This window comes from Roseateles puraquae (assembly GCF_002205845.1).
GTDB classification, from domain to species: Bacteria; Pseudomonadota; Gammaproteobacteria; order Burkholderiales; family Burkholderiaceae_C; genus Pelomonas; species Pelomonas puraquae.
The window spans coordinates 546,769-564,648 of record NZ_NISI01000002.1; the positions used below are offsets into that span (position 1 = coordinate 546,769).

General features: G+C 71.5%; 13 protein-coding genes. 8 read left to right on the forward strand and 5 right to left on the reverse strand.

Going from position 1 to position 17,880, the window contains the following annotated elements; translation table 11 throughout:
* Window positions 1–190 precede the first annotated feature (190 nt).
* From CDO81_RS09555 to CDO81_RS09585, 7 genes are all read left to right on the forward strand, one after another.
* Window positions 191–3,301, forward strand: a complete 3,111-nt coding sequence (locus CDO81_RS09555) for a ligand-binding sensor domain-containing diguanylate cyclase (protein WP_158218218.1) — start codon at window positions 191–193, stop codon at window positions 3,299–3,301.
* 95 nt (window positions 3,302–3,396) lie between these two features.
* On the forward strand, window positions 3,397–4,875 hold the full coding sequence (locus CDO81_RS09560; protein ID WP_088482943.1) for a sulfatase-like hydrolase/transferase: 1,479 nt from the start codon (window positions 3,397–3,399) through the stop codon (window positions 4,873–4,875).
* Between the two features lie 95 nt (window positions 4,876–4,970).
* Window positions 4,971–6,158 carry a TolB-like translocation protein gene (locus tag CDO81_RS09565; RefSeq protein WP_088482944.1) on the forward strand — a complete coding sequence of 396 codons (1,188 nt, stop codon included), beginning with the start codon at window positions 4,971–4,973 and terminating at the stop codon, window positions 6,156–6,158.
* 189 nt (window positions 6,159–6,347) lie between these two features.
* Window positions 6,348–6,845 (forward strand): Csu type fimbrial protein, encoded by a 498-nt coding sequence (locus CDO81_RS09570; RefSeq protein ID WP_088483051.1) that lies wholly within the window; start codon window positions 6,348–6,350, stop codon window positions 6,843–6,845.
* Window positions 6,846–6,858: 13 nt separating this feature from the next.
* Window positions 6,859–7,602, forward strand: coding sequence for a fimbrial biogenesis chaperone (locus CDO81_RS09575; protein ID WP_088482945.1), 744 nt, complete (start codon window positions 6,859–6,861; stop codon window positions 7,600–7,602).
* A gap of 64 nt (window positions 7,603–7,666) precedes the next feature.
* On the forward strand, window positions 7,667–9,922 hold the full coding sequence (locus tag CDO81_RS09580) for a fimbria/pilus outer membrane usher protein (protein WP_158218219.1): 2,256 nt from the start codon (window positions 7,667–7,669) through the stop codon (window positions 9,920–9,922).
* Window positions 9,923–9,935: 13 nt separating this feature from the next.
* Window positions 9,936–10,430, forward strand: a complete 495-nt coding sequence (locus CDO81_RS09585; protein ID WP_241516932.1) for a Csu type fimbrial protein — start codon at window positions 9,936–9,938, stop codon at window positions 10,428–10,430.
* 5 nt (window positions 10,431–10,435) lie between these two features.
* On the opposite strand, the gene lnt is transcribed toward CDO81_RS09585, so the two are convergent.
* The 4 genes from lnt to CDO81_RS09605 form a co-directional block, all read right to left on the reverse strand.
* Window positions 10,436–12,874: an apolipoprotein N-acyltransferase gene (gene lnt / locus CDO81_RS09590; RefSeq protein WP_241516934.1), complete on the reverse strand. Its 2,439-nt coding sequence runs from the start codon at window positions 12,872–12,874 to the stop codon at window positions 10,436–10,438.
* Window positions 12,871–13,527 (reverse strand): hypothetical protein, encoded by a 657-nt coding sequence (locus CDO81_RS09595; RefSeq protein WP_088482949.1) that lies wholly within the window; start codon window positions 13,525–13,527, stop codon window positions 12,871–12,873. The genes lnt and CDO81_RS09595 overlap by 4 nt, the downstream gene beginning before the upstream one ends.
* Before the next feature lie 12 nt (window positions 13,528–13,539).
* The gene (locus tag CDO81_RS09600; RefSeq protein ID WP_088482950.1) at window positions 13,540–14,643 is read right to left on the reverse strand and encodes an SGNH/GDSL hydrolase family protein; all 1,104 of its coding nucleotides are present in this window, start codon (window positions 14,641–14,643) and stop codon (window positions 13,540–13,542) included.
* A 163-nt stretch (window positions 14,644–14,806) separates the two neighbouring features.
* Window positions 14,807–16,435: a TonB family protein gene (locus tag CDO81_RS09605; protein ID WP_088482951.1), complete on the reverse strand. Its 1,629-nt coding sequence runs from the start codon at window positions 16,433–16,435 to the stop codon at window positions 14,807–14,809.
* Between the two features lie 183 nt (window positions 16,436–16,618).
* On the opposite strand from CDO81_RS09605, the gene CDO81_RS09610 reads away from it, so the two are divergent.
* Window positions 16,619–16,894: a hypothetical protein gene (locus tag CDO81_RS09610; RefSeq protein ID WP_088482952.1), complete on the forward strand. Its 276-nt coding sequence runs from the start codon at window positions 16,619–16,621 to the stop codon at window positions 16,892–16,894.
* 24 nt (window positions 16,895–16,918) lie between these two features.
* On the opposite strand, the gene CDO81_RS09615 is transcribed toward CDO81_RS09610, so the two are convergent.
* Window positions 16,919–17,851 (reverse strand): NAD(P)-dependent oxidoreductase, encoded by a 933-nt coding sequence (locus CDO81_RS09615; RefSeq protein WP_088482953.1) that lies wholly within the window; start codon window positions 17,849–17,851, stop codon window positions 16,919–16,921.
* Between the last annotated feature and the right edge of the window lie 29 nt (window positions 17,852–17,880).

A 17,880-nucleotide genomic window follows, 5' to 3' on the forward strand; every position in this document is an offset into this window, starting at 1 on the left:
AAGACCGTGGCGCTAGTTTCTGCTTAAGTGATAGAAGCGTGTTGGTTTGAATTGATAGAAACACACTCAAGCGATGACTAGTTCACGCCAATGCGGGGGCGCGAACCCGTGGCGCACCCCGGGCGTGAGTTTTCCCGTGAGGGCTTGTGCCGGCTCTTCTGCGGCGCCCCCTCGCAGAGAATCGCGGCCCATGTGGGTGTCCATAACAAGAGGGCTGGCAGCCCTGCTCATGTTGTTGGGGGCGGCGGCGCAGGCTGTCGTGCCGCGCTTTGAGCCGATCGGCGAGCCGGGCGCGGTGCGTGACAACGTCGTCTCGGCCCTGGCCCTGGACGCCCGCGGCCTGATCTGGGCCGGCTCACCGGAGGGCCTGCTGCGCTTTGATGGCTATGCCTTCCGCCGCTATCCCCTGAGCGGCCCCGACGGTCAACTGCTGCCCGAGCAGTTCGTGCGCGCGCTGCTGCCCGACCCGCGCGGCTGGATCTGGGTGGCGGCCGGCAACAGTGGCTTGGTGCGCATGGATGTCGCCTCCGGCCGCTGGGACCGCTGGGCGCGTGATGGCAAGTCAGCCGACGACGCCGCGCCGGCCGCCAACACGGTGCGCACGCTCGCGCTGGAGAAGGACGGCACCTTGTGGATCGGCGGCAGCGGCGGCCTGGACCGCTTCGACGTCAAGACCCAGCGCTTCACCCACCACCGCGGCAAGGAGGACGGCCTGCCCGATACCCGCGTGCAGACCCTGCTGGTTGACCGCCAGGGCACGCTCTGGATCGGCACCTGGCGGGGCCTCGCCCGCAAGCCCGTCGACGGCCCGATCGAGGCGCTCGATGTCGGCCTGTCGGATCAGCTCATCACCCTGCTGTCCGAAGCGCTGGACGGCCGCATCATCGTCGGCACCGCCCAGGGTCGGCTGCGCGCGCTCTCGGCCCAGGGGCAGCCCCTGCCGTTCTCGCCCGGCGCCCAGACCGGTGCCAGCTCGAGCGTCTGGCCGGTCATGGCCATGGCCCAGCCCGACGCTGACGAAATCTGGTTCGGTGATGCCTCCGGCCTGTCGCGCCGCCGCGCTGCGGACGGCGTGCTGATCGAACGCCTGCCCGCGACGGGCGCCGGCGCAGGCACCGCCCCGCGCAGCGACGTGCGCGCGCTCATGCGCGACCCCTCCGGCACCGTCTGGGCCGGCAGTTATGGCGGCGGCCTGATGCGCCATGTGCCGCCGCTGCCGGGCCTGTCGATGGTGCGCGAAGCCATCGGTGCCGTCTCTGGCGGGCTGGACGTGCGCAGCATGCTGCAGCTGGACAACGGCGAGATCTGGCTGGGCACGCTGGCCGGCGGCATCGAACGCCGCGACCGCCAGCTGCAGCCGCTGGGCCTGATCGCACCAGGCACCGGCGGCCTGCCGCCCGGTCGCGTCAATGCACTGGGGCAGACCAAGGACGGCTCGGTCTGGGTCTCCATCGACACGCAGCTGCTGCGCTTTGACAGCCAGGGCCGTTGGAAGGAAACCCTGCGCAGCGGCAACGCGGTGCCGCGGCGCTTCCAGGCCACCGACGACGGCGCGCTGTGGATCGCCACGCTGGACGGCGTGATGCGCTGGACGCCGGCCAAGCCGGTGATGCGCCCCATCCCGACCGCGGGCCTGGTCGGCGGCACGGGCGAGGTGAATGCCTTTGCCGTCATGCCCGATGGCAGCCTGTGGGCGGGCGGTGCGGCCGGCCTGCTGCGCATCGCCAAGCCCGACGCCGACGACGCGGTGGCCGAATGGGTCGAGGCCAAGGGCCTGACCGGCCAGACGGTGCTCGGCATGGCGGTGGACCTGGCCGGCCGGCTCTGGGTGGACACCGGCACCGGCCTGCACCGGCTGCTGGACAGCGACGGCCGGCGCGCCCGTTTCGAGTTCGTGCGGGCCTCCGACGTGGGCGGGGCCTTCGGCGCCAACCTGATGTTCGACAAGCAGGGGCGCATCTGGTCGCAGCGCAACGTCTACGACCCGCGCAGCGGCGAGCGCCGCGAGCTGGGCGCGGCCGATGGCGCTGACCTCGGCACCGGCTGGTTCCGCAGCTACGCCAAGCTGGACGACGGCCGCATGCTCTTCGGCGGCGCGCGCGGCCTGCTGGTCATCGACCCCGACCGCTTCGCGCCCTGGACCTACAAGCCGCCGCTGGTGGTGTCGGAGCTGCGGGTGGATGGCCAGGAGCGCGCGCTGCCCGACGGTGCGCCCATCGTGTTGGCCCCAGGCGAGCGCGGCATGAGCCTGGCCTTCGCCTCCCTCGACTACAGCCAGCCTGGCCGCAACCGCTACCGTTACCGGCTCGAGGGGTTGGACGCCGGGTGGATCGACGCCGGTGCTTTGGGGCGCTCGGCGGCCTACACCAACCTCTCGCCGGGCCACTATGTGCTGCATGTGCAGGGCAGCAACCGCGACGGCGCCTGGAGCCCGCAGGAATTGAAGATCCCCGTCGAGGTGCAGGCCGCGTGGTGGCAGACCCGCTGGGCGCTGGCCCTGGCGCTGCTGGCCCTGGTGCTGCTGGTGGTGGTCATTGTCAACGGGCGCACGCGGTTGCTGCTGCGCCACCGCCGCGTGCTGGAGGCGCGCGTGCAGGAGCGCACCGAGGCGCTGGAGGCCGCCACGGCGGCCCTGACGGCCAAGTCGCTGGAGCTGGAGGAAGCCAGCCTCACCGACCCGCTCACGGGCCTGCGCAACCGCCGTTTCCTGGACCGGCAGATGCCGGCCGACGTGGCGCTCAGCGTGCGCCACTACGAAGCCAGCCCGGCCGACACCGAGAGCGAGCAGGACCTGCTGTTCTTCCTGATCGACATCGACCACTTCAAGCGCATCAACGACGCCCACGGCCACATGGCCGGCGATGCGGTGCTCAAGCAGATGCGCGGGCGGCTGGAGCAGGTCTTCCGAGCGACCGACTACCTGGTGCGCTGGGGCGGGGAGGAGTTCCTCATCGTCGCGCGGGGCACGCCCCGCTCGCGGGCGGCCGAGCTCGCCGAGCGGGCGCGCCTGGCCGTGGCGGCCATGCCCTTCGACCTCGGCGCCGGCCTGCGCGTGGCCCAGACCTGCTCGGTGGGCTTCTCGGCCTTCCCGCTGTGCACCCGGCTGCCGCGGGCGATGGACTGGCATGCCGCCATCGACATGGCCGACGCGGCGCTCTACGACGCCAAGGAAAGCGGCCGCAACGCCTGGGTGGGCCTGCTCGAAGCCCAGGCCGACAGCGAGAACCAGCTGAGGCAGGACATCCGCAAGCCGCTGGACCTGTGGGCGGCGGGCGGGCGCCTCACGCTGCAGCGGTCCTGACGCCGCAGTTGCGTGTACACAGGTTTGCCGTAGCTCAACACTCAGCAACCTGTTGACTGCGGGGCGGCAATGCGGCGTGAGCAGACTCGCGCGCCATGTCTGCCGACCGCCTGTTCCGCTCCCTCCCGCCCGCGCGTGCTGCCCTGCTGGCGGTGCTGGTCTTGCTGCTGTGGTCGGTGGTGGGCACCAGCTGGTTTCTGCGCACCTACCTGGGGCCGGTGACGCCTGATCAGGTGCTCTTTCACCTGCAGAACGGCGGCCTGGACTATGCCGACCCCCGCATGCTGTGGCGGGCCTGCCGCTGCCTGATGGCGGTGCTGGCGCTGACCGGCGCGAGCCTGTGGCTGCTGCGCCGCATGCGCCGCTGGCATGGTCGGGCGCTGCTCGCGGTGCTGGGCATGGGGGCGGTGGTGTCGGTGCAGGCCACCGTTTCCGACCCCTGCGAGCCCGAGCCGGATGGCGGCGACTACCTGGCGCGCCATTACGTGGACCCGCGCGACGTCGGTGCACAACCGCCCGCGGCGAAGCCCGATGTGCTGGTGGTGTTCGTCGAGTCGCTGGACGAGGCCTACACCCGGCCCCGGGCGCCCGGGGCCGCCCTGCTGCCGCAGCTGACAAGGCTGCAGGACGAGTTCCAGACCCTGGGCGAGCTGCACAACCTCAGCGGTGCGAGCTGGACGGTGGGCGGCATGTTCAGCGCGCTGTGCGGCGTGCCCCTGCAGCCGGTGGGCCTGATGAGCCACAACTCGCTGGAATACAGCCGGCGCTTCTTCCAGGGCGGGCAATGCCTGACCGACCTGATGGCTTCGGCCGGCTGGGACATCAGCTTCTACGGCGGCGCCTCGCTCAAGTTCGCGGGCAAGGGTCGCTTTCTGCAAGACCATCAGGTCGCGCGCCGCTTTGGCGCCGAGGAATGGCGCCGCCGCGGCGTGGCGGTGCCGTCCGAGGGCTGGGGCCTGCTCGACAGCGAGCTGCTGGCGCAGGCCTGGGCCGACATGCAGCGCCCGCGCCAGGGTGATGCGCCCCGCATGAGCCTGCTGCTGACGGTCGACACCCACGGCCCCAACGGCGCTCACGACGTGAGCTGCCTGCCCGGCGACGATGTGGACGAAGACGACGAGCCGGCCGACATCATGCGCGAGGCTTTGCGCTGCACCGACCATGTCGTGGCGCAGCTGGTGCAGCGCTTCCTGGCTCAGCGCGACGGCCGGCCCAAGGTCGTGTGGGTGCAGGGCGACCACCTCAACCCAGAACCCCTGCTCGACGCCGAGCTGCAGCCCCAGCCGCGTGGCCGCACGGTCTTCCATGCGCTGGTGCGTGTCGATGCCAAGGGCCACCCGCTGCCGGTGGATGACCAGCAGCGCAACTTCACCCATGTCGACATCCTGCCCACGCTGGCCGAGGCCATCGGCTGGCGCTGGCAGCGCGAGCCGCACCGGCTGGGGCTCGGCGTGTCGCTGCTGGCCCAGCCGGCCTCGGCGACCCTCGCCGAGCAGGACGGCATGGCCACGCTGAACGCGCGGCTGTCCTGCCGGTCGCCGCTGTTCCAGCGGCTGTGGATGGGCGTGAGCTGACCGGCAGCCCCTCCAAATGCGGGGGGCGAGTGCTGTCGCAACCGGCAGCCGGATGGCGTCTGCGGAAGAGGACCTGACCCCTTCCGGAGACCCTCATGAGCCGCAACCTGACTTCCCTGCTTCCCGCGCTCGCGTTGTTCGGTGCGGCGGCCGGCGTGCATGCCGCGCCGCTGCAGATCACCAACGACGGCAGCTATTACCAGTCCTACGGCCCCGTCCTGAGTGCCGACGGCAACCGGCTGGCCTACTACTCCGCCACCAACCCGACCGGTGGCAACTCGGACCGAAACATGGAGGTGTTCGTCTACGACCGCCCGTCGGCTCAGCTGCGCCAGATCACCGACATGCCCGGCGGCTCGCTGGCCGGCGGCAACCAGACGCCCAGCCTCAGCGGGGATGGCAGCCGCGTGGCGTTCCAGCGCTACGTCATCAGCGGCAACTACGCCTACTTCCAGACGCAGACCTACGACCTCAACACCAACACCCTCGCCACGCTGACACCGCTGGGCTACTCGGAGTCGTCGGCCATCAGCCGTGACGGCAAGACGATCGCAGTGTCGATCGGCAACGTCGGGCTCAAGCTGTACGACACCACCACCCAGACCTTCTCCGGCGTGGTGATGCCGGCACCGCTGAGCTTTCGCATGAGCGGTGACGGCAAGCGCATCGTCTACGAGGCCTTTGCCCAGGGCGTCGTGCTGTACGACCTCGCGACCGGCACCAGCAAGACCATCTCCCCGCCCGGCAGCGGCTACAACCAGTACCCCGAGATCAGCGCCGACGGCAACAGCATCGTCTTCAACGCCAGGTACAACCCGCTGGGCCAGAACGCCGACGGCAGCTCCGAGGTGTTCCGCTACGACATCGCCAGCGGCCAGCTGCTGCAGATCACCCACGGCAATGGGCGGGACTCGATGGACGCCAGCCTGAGCCGCGACGGCACCCGCATCGTGTTCAGCAGCGCGGACGACCTGACCGGCCACAACGCCGACGGCAACTACGAGCTCTTCGTCTACGACCTGATCGCCGGCAGCTTCCAGCAGATGACCGATACGCTGGGCCTCACGTACAGCGCTGCCGGCACCATCAGCGACGACGGCAACACCATCGCCTACATGTCCACCATGAACCTGGACGGCCGCAACCCCTATGGCAACTACCAGATCTTCATGGACACACTGGCCCCGCGCGTGACCACCACCGACCTGCCCGAGCCCGGCACGCTGGCGCTGACTGTGCTGGCGTTGCCCTTGCTCGGTGCGGTGCGGCGTCGGGGCCGCTGAGGTGCCGCGCCGCCAAGTCCGTCACGCCGGGATGCCCTTGCAGGCAAATTGCCTACACGCATTTGCGGTGATGCCGCTGAAGTCCTAACGCATTCAACTGATGACGTGACACCCGTCCCTGGCAGACGATAGCGTCCATGGTCAGGCGGGTTGCCCGGCCACTGTCGTGGATCGCAAGGGATGGATGTCATGAAGAAACTGCTGCCGCTGCTGCTGACCGCCTTGAGCTGCCCCCTGTCGGGCTGGGCCGGTACCGCGAGCAACAGCTTCCAGGTCACGGCGACCGTGACCAGCTCCTGCACGGTGTCGGGCACGACGCTCAATTTCGGCGCCAGCATCGACCCGCTGGCGGCCTCGGTGCCGCTGGACGCCACGTCCACGCTGTCGGTGGTGTGCACCAACACCACGCCTTACACGGTGGCGCTGAATGCGGGGGCGAATGCTGGCGGGCCAGCCAATTTCTCGGCGCGCGCCATGAAGAGTGGCGTGCATTCGCTGGGTTATCAGCTCTACCTGGACGCGGGTCGCGCCACCGTCTGGGGGGATGGCACGGCCAGCAGCAGCACCTCCGCAGGCACCGGCACCGGCAGCACCCAGACGTTGACGATCTACGGTCGCCTGCCCTCGCTGGCGAATGTCGTGCCGGGAAGCTACACCGACACCGTGACCGTCACGGTCAGCTACTGAGGGAGGGGCGGCCATGCGGCGCTTCTTTCGTCTCCTGGGCTTGTTCCTGCTGGTGTTCGTATGGTCATGCGCCGTGCGCGCCGCCGACGTCACGTTGACCCCGGTCACCGTCAAGCTGGACCGTGCCAATGACCGCGCCACGGTGCAGGTCTTCAACAACGGCCAGGAGCCGGTGCTGATGCAGGCCGAGGCGATCGTCTGGCAGCGCGTCCAGGGCCTGGACATCGACGGGCCGACGACTGACCTGATCGTCAACCCGCCGGTGTTCACCGTGCAGCCAGGTCAGACACAGGTGTTGCGCCTGGGCCTGCGGCGCAGCCCCGAGCTGAGTCAGGAGGCGACCTACCGCATCGTGCTGCGCGAGGTGCCGATGCCACGCCCTTCGGACGCGCTCAATGTGGCGGGTAGCGTGCGTGTGCTGGTGGCCCTGCGCGTGCCGGTCTACGTGCAGCCGGCCCAGGTGCGCCGCAGCGAACAATGGAAGCTCAGCCGCGCCGCCAATGGCGACTTGCTGGCCGAAGTGGCCAACACGGGCAACGTGCATCTGAAGGTGGGCGAGCTGCGCCTGCAGGGGCAGGGAGGCGAGCCGCTGGCCATCGTGGCGCAGCGCGGCAGTGCTGCGGTCATCTTCCCTGGCGAGCAGCGAATGTTCCGGGTGGCTGGCGCCTCGCCGACGGCCGTGGCGGTGCAGATCCAGACCGACCAGGGCCTGCAGACGGTGGCCTTGAATGAGCCGGCCGAGCCGGGCCGCCGCTGAGGCCTTGAGGGCCTGTCTGTCGTGCGCCGGCCTGCTTGTTGCCGGCAGCCTGGCACAGGCACAGGTGGCTCCTTCGATCCCTCAGGCCGCCTGGGGTGAGACCCTGCTGCTGGCCGTGCGGCTCAATGGTGTGCCGCAGGACGGCATGTGGCGTGCGGTGCGGCTGCCCGAGGGGTTGGCCATCCCGCGCCAGCATTGGGACGACATGCATCTGCGACTCCCCGCGGGTGGTGTGCGCCGGCTGGAAGGCGAGCCGCATGTGCTGTTGTCGCGCGAAGGCGACTGGCGCTGGCGCATCGACGAGGCGACGCAGACCCTGGTGCTGGATGCCCCGGCTGCGGCCTTCCTTGGCCAGCGGCTGGAACTCGCGGCCGAGGCGCCGCGCGTGACCGAGCCGGCCCTGTGGGCCCCCTTCCTCAATTACGACGCGCAAGTGCAAGCGCGCCAAGGCGGCCCAACCGCGGCGGATGCCCTCTGGGAGCTTGGCCTGCTGGGCCCTCGTGGCGACCTGAGCAGCACGCAGCTTTCACGTCGCGGCGGCATGACCCGGCTGGACACTCGCTGGCAGCGCGACGACCCGCAGCGGCTGACCCGATGGCGCCTGGGCGACAGCATCAGCCACGCCGGCAGCTGGGGGCGGGCGTTGCGTTACGGCGGCGTGCAGTGGGGGACCGATTTCTCGCTGCAGCCGGGCTTCCTGAGTTTCCCCCTGCCCACGCTGAAAGGCGAAGCGGCGCTGCCCTCCACACTGGATGTCTATGTGAACAACAGCCAGCGCCTGCAAAGCCGCGTACCGGCCGGGCCCTTCGATCTCAATGAGTTGCCCGTGGTCACGGGTCAGGGCGAGATCCGCACGGTGGTGAAGGATCTGCTCGGGCGGGAACAGGTGGTCAGGACGCCCTACTACGTGAGCCCGGCGTTGCTGAAGCCGGGGCTGCGCGCGTTGAGCGTGGACGTCGGCTTCGAGCGCGAGGACTATGGTCTTCGCAGCAATCGTTACGGCCGACTGCTGGCCAGCGTCACCGAGCGACGCGGCCTCACCGAGCGACTCACGGCGGAGTGGCGTGCCGAGGCCAGCGGGCGCCAGCTGGCCCTCGGTGCCGGGGGCTGGTGGCTGTGGCCGGCGCTCGGAACGCTGAGTGCCGCCACCGCCGTCAGCCAGGCGCGGCAAGCGGGGCGGGGCTGGATGCTGCAGTCCGGCCTGGACCGCCAGGCGCAGGACTGGAGCTGCAGCCTGCAGTGGCGGCATGCCAGCCGCGGCTTCAGCCAGGCTGGCCAGTCGTCGGCAACGGCCGCGCGTGAGGTGCTGGCGGTGGCGGTGGGGCGCTCCTGGGCGGGGCAGGGCGTGGGGGTCAGCTTCACGCGGCAGCGCGGCGGCAGCGTGGAGGCCCGTCTGGCCCAGGTCAACTATGGGCGAGAAATCGGGCGCTGGGGCTATGTGGGCGCCATCCTGCTGCGCGACTTGGGCCGGGGCGGCTCGGGCACCACGGTGGCCTTCAGTTGGACCCTGGCGCTGGACAGCCAGCACAGTGCCGGCGTCAACGTGCAACGGCAGCCCGACTTGCAAGGGCGCCAGACCACCCTCGTGCAGGCCCAGGTACAGCGCAACCCGGCCTTGGGTATGGGGCTGGGCTATCAGGTGCTGGCTGGCAGTGACGGGCATCAGCTGGCCCAGGCCACCTGGCAGGGCGAGCAGTCGGTGCTCAGCGGCGCGGTGGGCCGTCGTGGTGGCTTGACGGAGGTGCGCGCCGGCGCTGCAGGTGGCCTGGCCTGGGTCGACGGCAGTGCGTTTGCAGGCCGGCGCATCGAGGGGGGCCTGGCGGTGGTGGATGTTGGCGGCCATGAAGGGGTGCGGGTCACGCAGGACAACCAGATCGTGGCCCGTACCGATGCGCAGGGCCGGGCCTTTCTCACCAGCCTGCGCGGCTACCAGACCAATCGCGTCGGTATCCAGGCGGGCGACCTGCCGATGGACGCCGAAGTGCAGGCGGTGGAGGTGCAGATCACACCGGCCGCCCGCAGCGCGGCACGCATCGCATTTCCGGTGCAGCACGGGCGCAGCGCCAGCCTGCAGGTGTTTGAGCTCAACGGCGAAGCCCTGCCGCCGGGCGCCGAGTTGCGCCCGCTGGGCAGCTCACGCAGCTTCCCGGTGGGCTTGGGTGGGCGGGCCTATCTCGGCGCGCTGGCGCAGGGGCGCAACGAGGTGGCTGCCGCATGGCTGGACGCCCGCGGCGCGCAGCGCCAATGCCGCTTCGACTTCACACTGCCCCCGCCGCGGGGGGATGATCTGCCGGAACTCGGTGCCCTCATCTGCCATTGATGCCATGCCTTGCTTGAGCCTTGCCCCACGCCTCGCCTTGGCCGCGCTGTCGTTCAGTGCCGGCGCTGCACAGGCCTTGTGCCTGCCGGCGGCCTGCAACTGCACCGTGGCCACCACGTCGGTCGCCTTTGGGTCCTACAACCCGTTGGCCTTCGGCAATACCGATTCCACCGGCAGCGTGAAAGTGAGCTGCGGCGGCGTGGCCGGGCTGCTCATCCCGTTCAACATCGCCCTGAGTGCCGGCAGCAGCGCCAGCTATGCCGGCCGGCGCCTGCGCAGCGGTGGCAACTCACTCGCGTACAACCTCTATACCGATGCGTCCTACGCCACGCTGTGGGGCGATGGCAGCAGCGCAACCCAGGTCGTGAGCTCAAGCGTGACCCTCGACGTCCTGGGGCTCTCTCCGGCGCAGAGTTTTGTCGTCTATGGCCGCATTCCGGGCCGGCAGACCGCGGCGGTGCCCGGCAGCTACAGCGACACCATCAGCGTCACGCTCACCTATTACTGAGCGACTCAACCCCAGGCGCGCCAGGCCAGCCAGGCGGGCAGGCCCAGGTAGAGCAGCGCATGCGCCGTGGTGTCGAGCGCCGGGCGCAGCGAGGCGGTGGCGGCCGGGCTGATGCAGGCCGTGGCCAGGGCGGCGGCTTCCACGGCCAGGCGCAGCACCACGGCGCACACCGCGACGCCCGCAATCCACGCGGCCCACCACAGGCCAAAGGCCCGCAGATAGGCCGCAAGGCCAAAGCTGTAGAACTCGCCCAGCGGGCTGCCGTAGGCGATGTTCTGGTGCAGCAGGAAGGCCGGCAGGGCCAGCAGCAGCGGCAGCAACAGACCCTGCACGGCGGGGTGGTCCCGCCAGGACCGGGGGCGCCGGGCCAGGCTGTGCAGGTAGGCCCAGAGACGGGTCGGGCCCGTGTCGACCGGCACCTGCAGTGCGCTGGCCAGCGCCCACGGGTCGTGCAGCATCAGGCCCTGGGGCCAGGCCTTGCCGTCTTGCAGCTGCAGCGTGGCGCCCGTGCCCGGCAGGGGCAGCCGCCAGGGGCGCAGGCTGGCGATGTCGGCCGCGGCGATCTGCAGCTGGTGGGGCCCGCGGCGCAGGGTCAGCTGCCCGTTCTGCAGCTGCACCTCCGCCCGGCTGGCCAGCAGCAGCCAGGCCGCAGCGGCCTCGGGCAGCAGGCACAGCGCGGCGAAGGCGCGCAGCAGCGCCAGGGTGTTGCCGGTCAGGCTGCCGCCGCCCCAGAGCCAGTCGGCGGCCAGCACCAGGGCGCCCGCGCGTGACAGCAGGCGCAGTCCGGCGGTGACGGCGCGGACGGTAGGCGTCGTCACCAGCACCCGGGTCGGCAGTGGCAGGGCTGTTGCAGGGCTGGCGCGGCGCACGCGGCCCACCAGCGCGACCACGACCCAGCCGCTGAGCAGCAGCGCCGCCGCACGGCCGACCCAGTCGCCCCAGCGCACCATCAGCGTCGGTGCCGGATCGCGTGCGGGCAGCTCGCCGATCACCAGGGTGCGCTCGCCCATGCGCGAGGTGGCCAGCAACGCGCCGCGTGCGTCGATCACCGCGCTCAGCCCGTTGGTCGTGACGCGGAATTGCGGCAGGCCCGTCTCGATGCTGCGAAAGGCCGCGACCGCCTGGTGCAGCGCTGCGCCCTGCGGGTGGGCGGTGAACCATTCGTCGTTGGACATCGTCAGGATGAGCTGCGCACCGAGCCGTGCGCCGTCGATGGCCAGGCGCGGGTCGGTGTCGTCCAGGCAGATCAGCGGCAGCACCGGCACCTCGCGGCCACCGCGCAGGCGCAGTGCCAGCACCCGGGCGCCATCGCCCGCGCGCCAGTGGCCCGCGCCGGGCAGGGCGGCCCGCACGGCCGGGGTGTCCAGCCAGGCGGGCAAGGCCTCGGTGAAGGGGAATAGCCGCGTCTTGCGGTAGCGAGCCACGCGGGGCTCGCCGGGCTGCACGAGGGCCGCGGCGTTGTATTCGCCGTCACCGTCGCGGTCGTAGGTGCCGAAGATGAAGGGCACGCCGGCCGCGTCGACGATGGTGCGGATCTCGGCATCCAGCGCTGCGCCGGCCTCGCTCTTGGGATGGCCGAAGGTGGTGGGGTAGACCGTCTCCGACCACAGCACCGCATCGGCGCCGCGGCGCTCGATGGCGTCGTAGCTCATCGCGAAGTGGGTGTCCAACACCTCGCGCACCACGGCAGCCGCGCCGTCCTCGCGGCGGCGGCGCTCGTAGTCGGTGATGTTGGCCTGCACCAGGCCCAGGCGGACCGGGGTGGCGCCGTCGAGATCGGGCGGCGTGTGCAGACGCCAGGCGCCGTAGGCGGCCGTCAGCAACGGGAGCAGGGCCGCCACGGCCAGGGCGGGCAGCCGTGCGCGCGCGCCTTGCGGGCGACGCGAGAGGGCCTGGCTCAGCGCTTCGTTGGCGAGCAGCAGCAGCGCGGTCAGGCCGGTCGCGCCGACGAGCTCCGCGGCCTGGCGCAGCCAGGGCGCGGGGTACAGGCCGTGGCCCAGGGTGTCGCCCAGGCCGTGCGGCGCCAGCCATTCAGTCGCCACCCAGGCGGCCGTGGCGAGCAGGGCCGACAGGGCCGGTCCATGCGCGCGCCGCGCGAGGTGGCGCACCAGCGCGAAGCTGAGGAACTGTGGCTGCAGCAAGGGCGCTGCCAGCAGCAGCCCGGCGAGGCCCAGCCCCGTGCCGATCTGCGTGTACTGGCCGAGCGCCGCGCCGAACCAGTAGAAGACCGCCAGCGTGAACCCGACCGACATCGCCCAGGCCGCCAGCAGCGCCCGGCCGAGGCTGCCCGCGCTGTCGAGCCCGCGCAGCCACGGCACCAGGGCCACCAAGCCCAGCCACCAGCCCGGCCCGCCTTGGGCATACAGGCCGCACAGCGCGGCGCTGGCCATGACACCGAGCCACCGGCTGTGCGCCAGCCGGGTCAGCAGAGCGCGGGGGCTCAACGCGGGCCGTCCACCGGGGCCGGCACCACGATGCGGCGCACCGTGAGGCCGGCGGGCGCCAACTCGGGCGTCACGATGCGGTCGGCCGGCACCGCCACGCGGCGGCCGTTGACCACGATCGTCTGCACATCCGGCGAGAACATCAGCATCGGCTCGATGCGCTGGCCGTCGTCGGTGGCCTGGTAGTGGCGCACATAGCCCGCCGGCAGCGGGAAGTCCTCCGGCACGGCCAGCCCGACCATCGGCGGGCGGGTGCCGGGTGGCTGGAAGGCGCCCAGGCCGGTGCGCACGCCAGCGGCGTGCAGGCGTTGGATCACTTCAGACATGGTCGGGCGCTCACCGGGGTTCACGTAATCGGCGAGATCAGGCGTGAGGTCGCCGTTCGGGTCACGCAGCCGGGGGATCTGCCGCGGCGCCGAAGCGGCCGAGGCCGGGGCAGCCGCAGTCTCGGCCTTGGTGGGTGAAACCGCGGGTGCCGCCTCGGGCAGCGGCAGTGCCGCCACGGGTGTCGCGATGGCGGCGACGGCGGGCGCCGGCTCGGCCGCTGGCCACCACCAGGCCAGGCCCGCGGCCACGCCGGCCAGCACGAGGGCCAGCGTCCAGGGCGAGGGGCCCCAGTGCGTGCTCCGGTGCGAGTCCAGGCGTGGCTTCATGCGGCGCTTGCCTCAGGGTGCCGCCGGGTTGGACGTGGAGATCGCCCAGCCCATGCGCTCATGCCCGTACTGATTCCAGATCGGGCTCTTGCCGTTCGTGAACGAGGTGTAGCGCGCCGCGCCCGAGCCGGTGGTGCCGCCGAACAGGCCGGCCGACACCGTGCCGCCGCTGTAGGTGGGGTGGGTGTCGTCGGACTGGATGTAGTCGTAGCTGCTGCTGGCCGACACGAACTTGGCGTTGGCGTCCCGGATGGTGCTCTTGAGCGTGCCGGTGATGCGCGCCACGTAGCTGGCCTCGCTCTCGCCGGCTACGAAGCGCAGGCCGTCGGAGTCGATGACGCCGTCACCGTTGCTGTCGTAGTCAGCCCCCATGTACTGGGCAAAGTTGTCGGCACAGACAAAGCCCTTCTGGCGCGCGTATTCGCACATCCAGTAGTTCATCTGCGCGAGCTTGGGCAGGAAGCGGTCCCGCAGGTTGACCGTGGCGCCGGTGGTGGCGTCCTTGCAGCTGCTCTGCACGTTGTCGGCGTTGTAGCCGGGGTAATGCAGGTTGGAGATCACCTTCAGCTTCACGCCCGAGTAGGCATTGGCGTTGATGAAGTCCATGGCCGAGGCGACATAGGTCTTGCAGCTGGCCACGGCGGCGTCCATGCCGGCGTAGTTGCAGGTGCCGGTCTGGCTCTTGAAGGCCGAGCGGGCCTGCAGGCCGTCGTTGCCGCACATCTCGAAGGTCACCACGCGGGTGGAGGCCGCCTGCATGTAGGACTTCTCGGCCACGATCTTGTTGTTGTAGACGTCCGAGGCCACCGCCCCTGACTTGGCGCGGCGCACGCTTTCGATGCTGGCGTTCCACTTGGCGGCCAGGTATTCGGCATCCACCGTCGGGGCCGAGTACTTGGCGGCACTCGTGACCGAGCCGTTGTAGCCGGCGTAGATGGAATCGCCATAGGCCACGATGCGGTACTTGGCGGTGGTGCCGGCGCGGTCGATGGTCCAGGACACGTTCTGGGTGAGCGTGCTGGCCGCGGCCGGCCCGGCCAGGCACAGGGCGGCGAGCAAGGGCAGGCCAAGGCGGCCGCAGACCCGGCTGAGCGCCGAGCGGTGGAACGTTCTCATCGATGTCTCCTTGTGGGGTCTTCTTGGCGGGGAACGATCAGTGCGCCTGACATGGCCGGCAGGGCGGCCGCTCCCAGACGCAGCCAGTCACGCTAGCACCCGCTTTGCGGGGTGCCTTGCGGAAATTCCCTCTGTGTGCGCTGCAGCATGTTGCTGCGCGCCATCAGTACAGCCGCAGACCCGAGTCGAAGTGCCAGGTGCGGCGGATCTCGATCACGTCGTATTCGCGCGCGAGGGCCGGCGGGAAGGCCGGGTAGTTGGCCTGGGCTTCGATGAGGCGGCGGATGGCATCGTCCACCGCCGGCACGCCGCTGGAGCGCACCACCGTGATCGACTCCACCGTGCCGTCGGCCCGGATGGCCACGGTCACCAGCGCGTCGCTGTGCGGCTGGCGCACCACGTCGCGGATCAGCTCGAAGGCGTTGCCCAGCTGCAGCTTGCGCGCCCAGGCCTCCGCATAGAGCACCATCTCGGCATTCGCATCGGCGCGGCCGAACAGCCGCCCGCGGCGCAGCGTGCTCCAGGACGACGGCAGGTTGGACTGCGCCTGGCGTGCGGCATCGCGCCGGGCGGCCTCTTCATTGAGCTGCTGGCCGATGGCGCGCAGGCGCGCTTCACGCTGCTCTTCGGCAGCCTTGGCCTCCGCCAGCCGGGCGGCTTGCGCACGGGCAGCCTCCTCCCGGAGCGCGGCCTGACGTGCGGCTTCCTGGCGCAGCGCCTCTTGTCGGGCGAACTCTTGCCGGGCGGCTTCCTGTCGCGCCGCCTCCTGCCGCAGCGCCTGCTGGCGGGCCGCCTCGGCCTGGGCGGCCTCCCGGCGTGCGGCCTCCTGCTGGGCTTGTTGGGCTTGTTGGGCGGCCTCCCGCCGCGCTGCCTCCTGGCGCTCGGTCTCCTGGCGGGCGGCGGCCTGACGGGCCTGGGCCAGGCGTTCAGCCTCCAGCCGCTGGGCTTCCTGGCGGGTCGCCTCCTGCCGGGCGGCCTCCGCGCGCGCTGCCGCCTGCTGTTCAGCTGCCAGCCGCTCGGCGGCCTGCTGGGCCGCGAGCTTTTGCTCAGCCAGCTTCTGCTCGGCCAGCCGTTGTTCAGCGGCCTTCTGCTCCGCCGCCAGGCGCGTGGCTTCCTGCCGCTCGGCCTCGGCCTGGGCGCGGGCCGTCACCAGACGCTGGGCCTGCTGCCGCTGTTCCTGCGCCAGTTGCTCGGCCTCGCCGCGGGCGCGGTCGAGCTGGGCGAGGTCGGCCGTGCGACTGGCCGGGTCACGCGGCGCGAGGGGCTCGCGCACCGCGCGCAGCCGGGTCAGCTCGCCGGTGGCGCTGGACGCGGCCTCGAAGGCGGCCACCACCGGTGCCGAGGCAGGCAGCGCGGCAGGCACCGTCCAGCGCGGGTCGGCCGCCTTGGCCACGGCGATCAGGTCGGGCGCCGAGACGGTCTCGGGTGCGGCAAGCGTCGGCGGCGCGGGGGTGTCGGCTGGGTCGTTCGTGGCGGGCCCGGTCGGCGCGGGGGCGGGGATGTCGGCCGTGGTGGTCGGGGGCGTGGGGGCGGGGTCAGCGGGCGGCTGGGCCGGCATGTCGGTCGGCATGGCAGTCGGCTCCTCGGGCGCCACCAGCACCACCCGCAGGTCGGGCACCTCGGCGCGGCGCGCCTGCCAGGGCAGGGTCAGGCCGGGCAGGCCCAGGCGTTCACCGCCGAAGGTCAGGCTCAGCAGCAGCCCGTGCAGGGCCAGCGAGACCAGCAGCGCCCGCGTCGGGCCGGGCGACTGGCGCCGGGCCCGGGCGACCGGGGCGGTCGACCAGCGGCTCAAGCCGGCTCCACGCCGGGCCGCCCGCGCACCGGGGAGGGCTGAAGCGGGGCGGGCAGGGATTGAGGGCGCATGTCGCCATTGTCGTCACCCGGCGCCCCCTCAAATGCGGGTGGCCCGCAAGCAGGGTGTCGCTTTCCGGGGCCGGATGTCGTCTATTCAGACAAGCCCGTCACGGAGGCCCTCATGAAGTCGATGAACATCTCCCGCCGCCTGCCCTCCCTCCAAGCGTTCCTGGCCCGCCGCCCTTCGCGCGAGCGCCACGACCCGAGCCTGGACACCTGCATGCCGGACGATGCCGAGCTGGCCGACCTGCAGCGCCTGGCCCAGTCGCTGCGCCAACCCCGGTCGTCGGCGCATCCGAGGCCGCTGAGCCGGCAGGACATCGAGCTCGCGCTGGACGCCGGCACCCGGCGCTACTTCCCGCCGCGTGGTGAGACGGAGGTGCTGGAGCGCCACTGACCCGGGCACGGCCGGGCTGCCGGCTCAGACCGGCGTCAGCAGGGCATCGCCCCGCGCCAGCGCGTCGACGTTGGCGATGAAGTTCACCACCGTCGCCCGGATGGCCTGGGGCGACCAGCCGGCCACGTGCGGTGTCAGGATGACGTTGTCCAGGCCGAGCAGGGCCTGGGGCGGCGAAGGCTCGCCTTCATAGACATCGAGCGCCGCGCCGGCAATCGCGCCCGCGCGCAGGGCCGCAGCCAGCGCCTCGGTATCCACACAGCTGCCGCGGGCGATGTTGACCACATGCCCGCCCGGCCCCAGAGCCTGCAGGACAGCCGCATTCACGAGGTGCTTCGTGCCCGCACCGCCCGGCGTGGCGACGACGAGGTCGTCGGCCCAGGCGGCCAGCGACAGCGGGCTGTCGAACCACGTGGCCGTGCCGGCGTCGTCGCGCGGGCGGCGGTTGTGATAACCGATGACCATGCCGAAGGCCTCGGCACGGCGCGCGATCTTGCGGCCGATACCGCCCAGGCCCACGATGCCCAGGCGCCGCCCGCCGAACTGCGGGTACAGCGGCAGTGCGTCCCGCCACAGGCCAGCGCGCACCGCCGCGCCTTGCTGCGGCAGCGCACGCACGCTGGCCAGCAACAGGGCCAGCGTGTGGTCGGCCACGCAGTCGTCGTTGGTGCCGGCGCCATTGCACACCGGGATGCCGCGCGCGCGGGCGGCGGCCACGTCCAGGTTCTCGTAGCCGGCGCCCTGGGCCGCCAGCAGCTTCAGGCGGGGCAGGGCTGCGATCTCGTCGGCCCGAAAGCCGGTCGCGCCGTTGGTCAGCACCAGTTCGATCTCGTCGGCATGGGCCGCGATGGCGGCCGCGCGGCGGGGCGCGTCGGGGGCGTCGATGACGCGAAAGCGTTCGTGCAGCAGGGCCTTGTGGTCTTCGGCAATCGACACGAGCAGCAGCAGGGTGGTCATGGTCAGGCAGGTCGGTTCAGCAAGCCCGA

Excerpts from the sequence above, each read along its gene's own strand:
- CDO81_RS09565 (WP_088482944.1), top strand. The coding sequence starts at position 4,971 with ATGAGCCGCAACCTGACTTCCCTGCTTCCCGCGCTCGCGTTGTTCGGT.
- CDO81_RS09560 (WP_088482943.1), top strand. The coding sequence starts at position 3,397 with ATGTCTGCCGACCGCCTGTTCCGCTCCCTCCCGCCCGCGCGTGCTGCC.
- CDO81_RS09610 (WP_088482952.1), top strand. The coding sequence starts at position 16,619 with ATGAAGTCGATGAACATCTCCCGCCGCCTGCCCTCCCTCCAAGCGTTC.
- CDO81_RS09615 (WP_088482953.1), bottom strand. The coding sequence starts at position 17,851 with ATGACCACCCTGCTGCTGCTCGTGTCGATTGCCGAAGACCACAAGGCC.
- CDO81_RS09575 (WP_088482945.1), top strand. The coding sequence starts at position 6,859 with ATGCGGCGCTTCTTTCGTCTCCTGGGCTTGTTCCTGCTGGTGTTCGTA.
- CDO81_RS09595 (WP_088482949.1), bottom strand. The coding sequence starts at position 13,527 with ATGAAGCCACGCCTGGACTCGCACCGGAGCACGCACTGGGGCCCCTCG.
- CDO81_RS09555 (WP_158218218.1), top strand. The coding sequence starts at position 191 with ATGTGGGTGTCCATAACAAGAGGGCTGGCAGCCCTGCTCATGTTGTTG.
- CDO81_RS09570 (WP_088483051.1), top strand. The coding sequence starts at position 6,348 with ATGAAGAAACTGCTGCCGCTGCTGCTGACCGCCTTGAGCTGCCCCCTG.
- CDO81_RS09600 (WP_088482950.1), bottom strand. The coding sequence starts at position 14,643 with ATGAGAACGTTCCACCGCTCGGCGCTCAGCCGGGTCTGCGGCCGCCTT.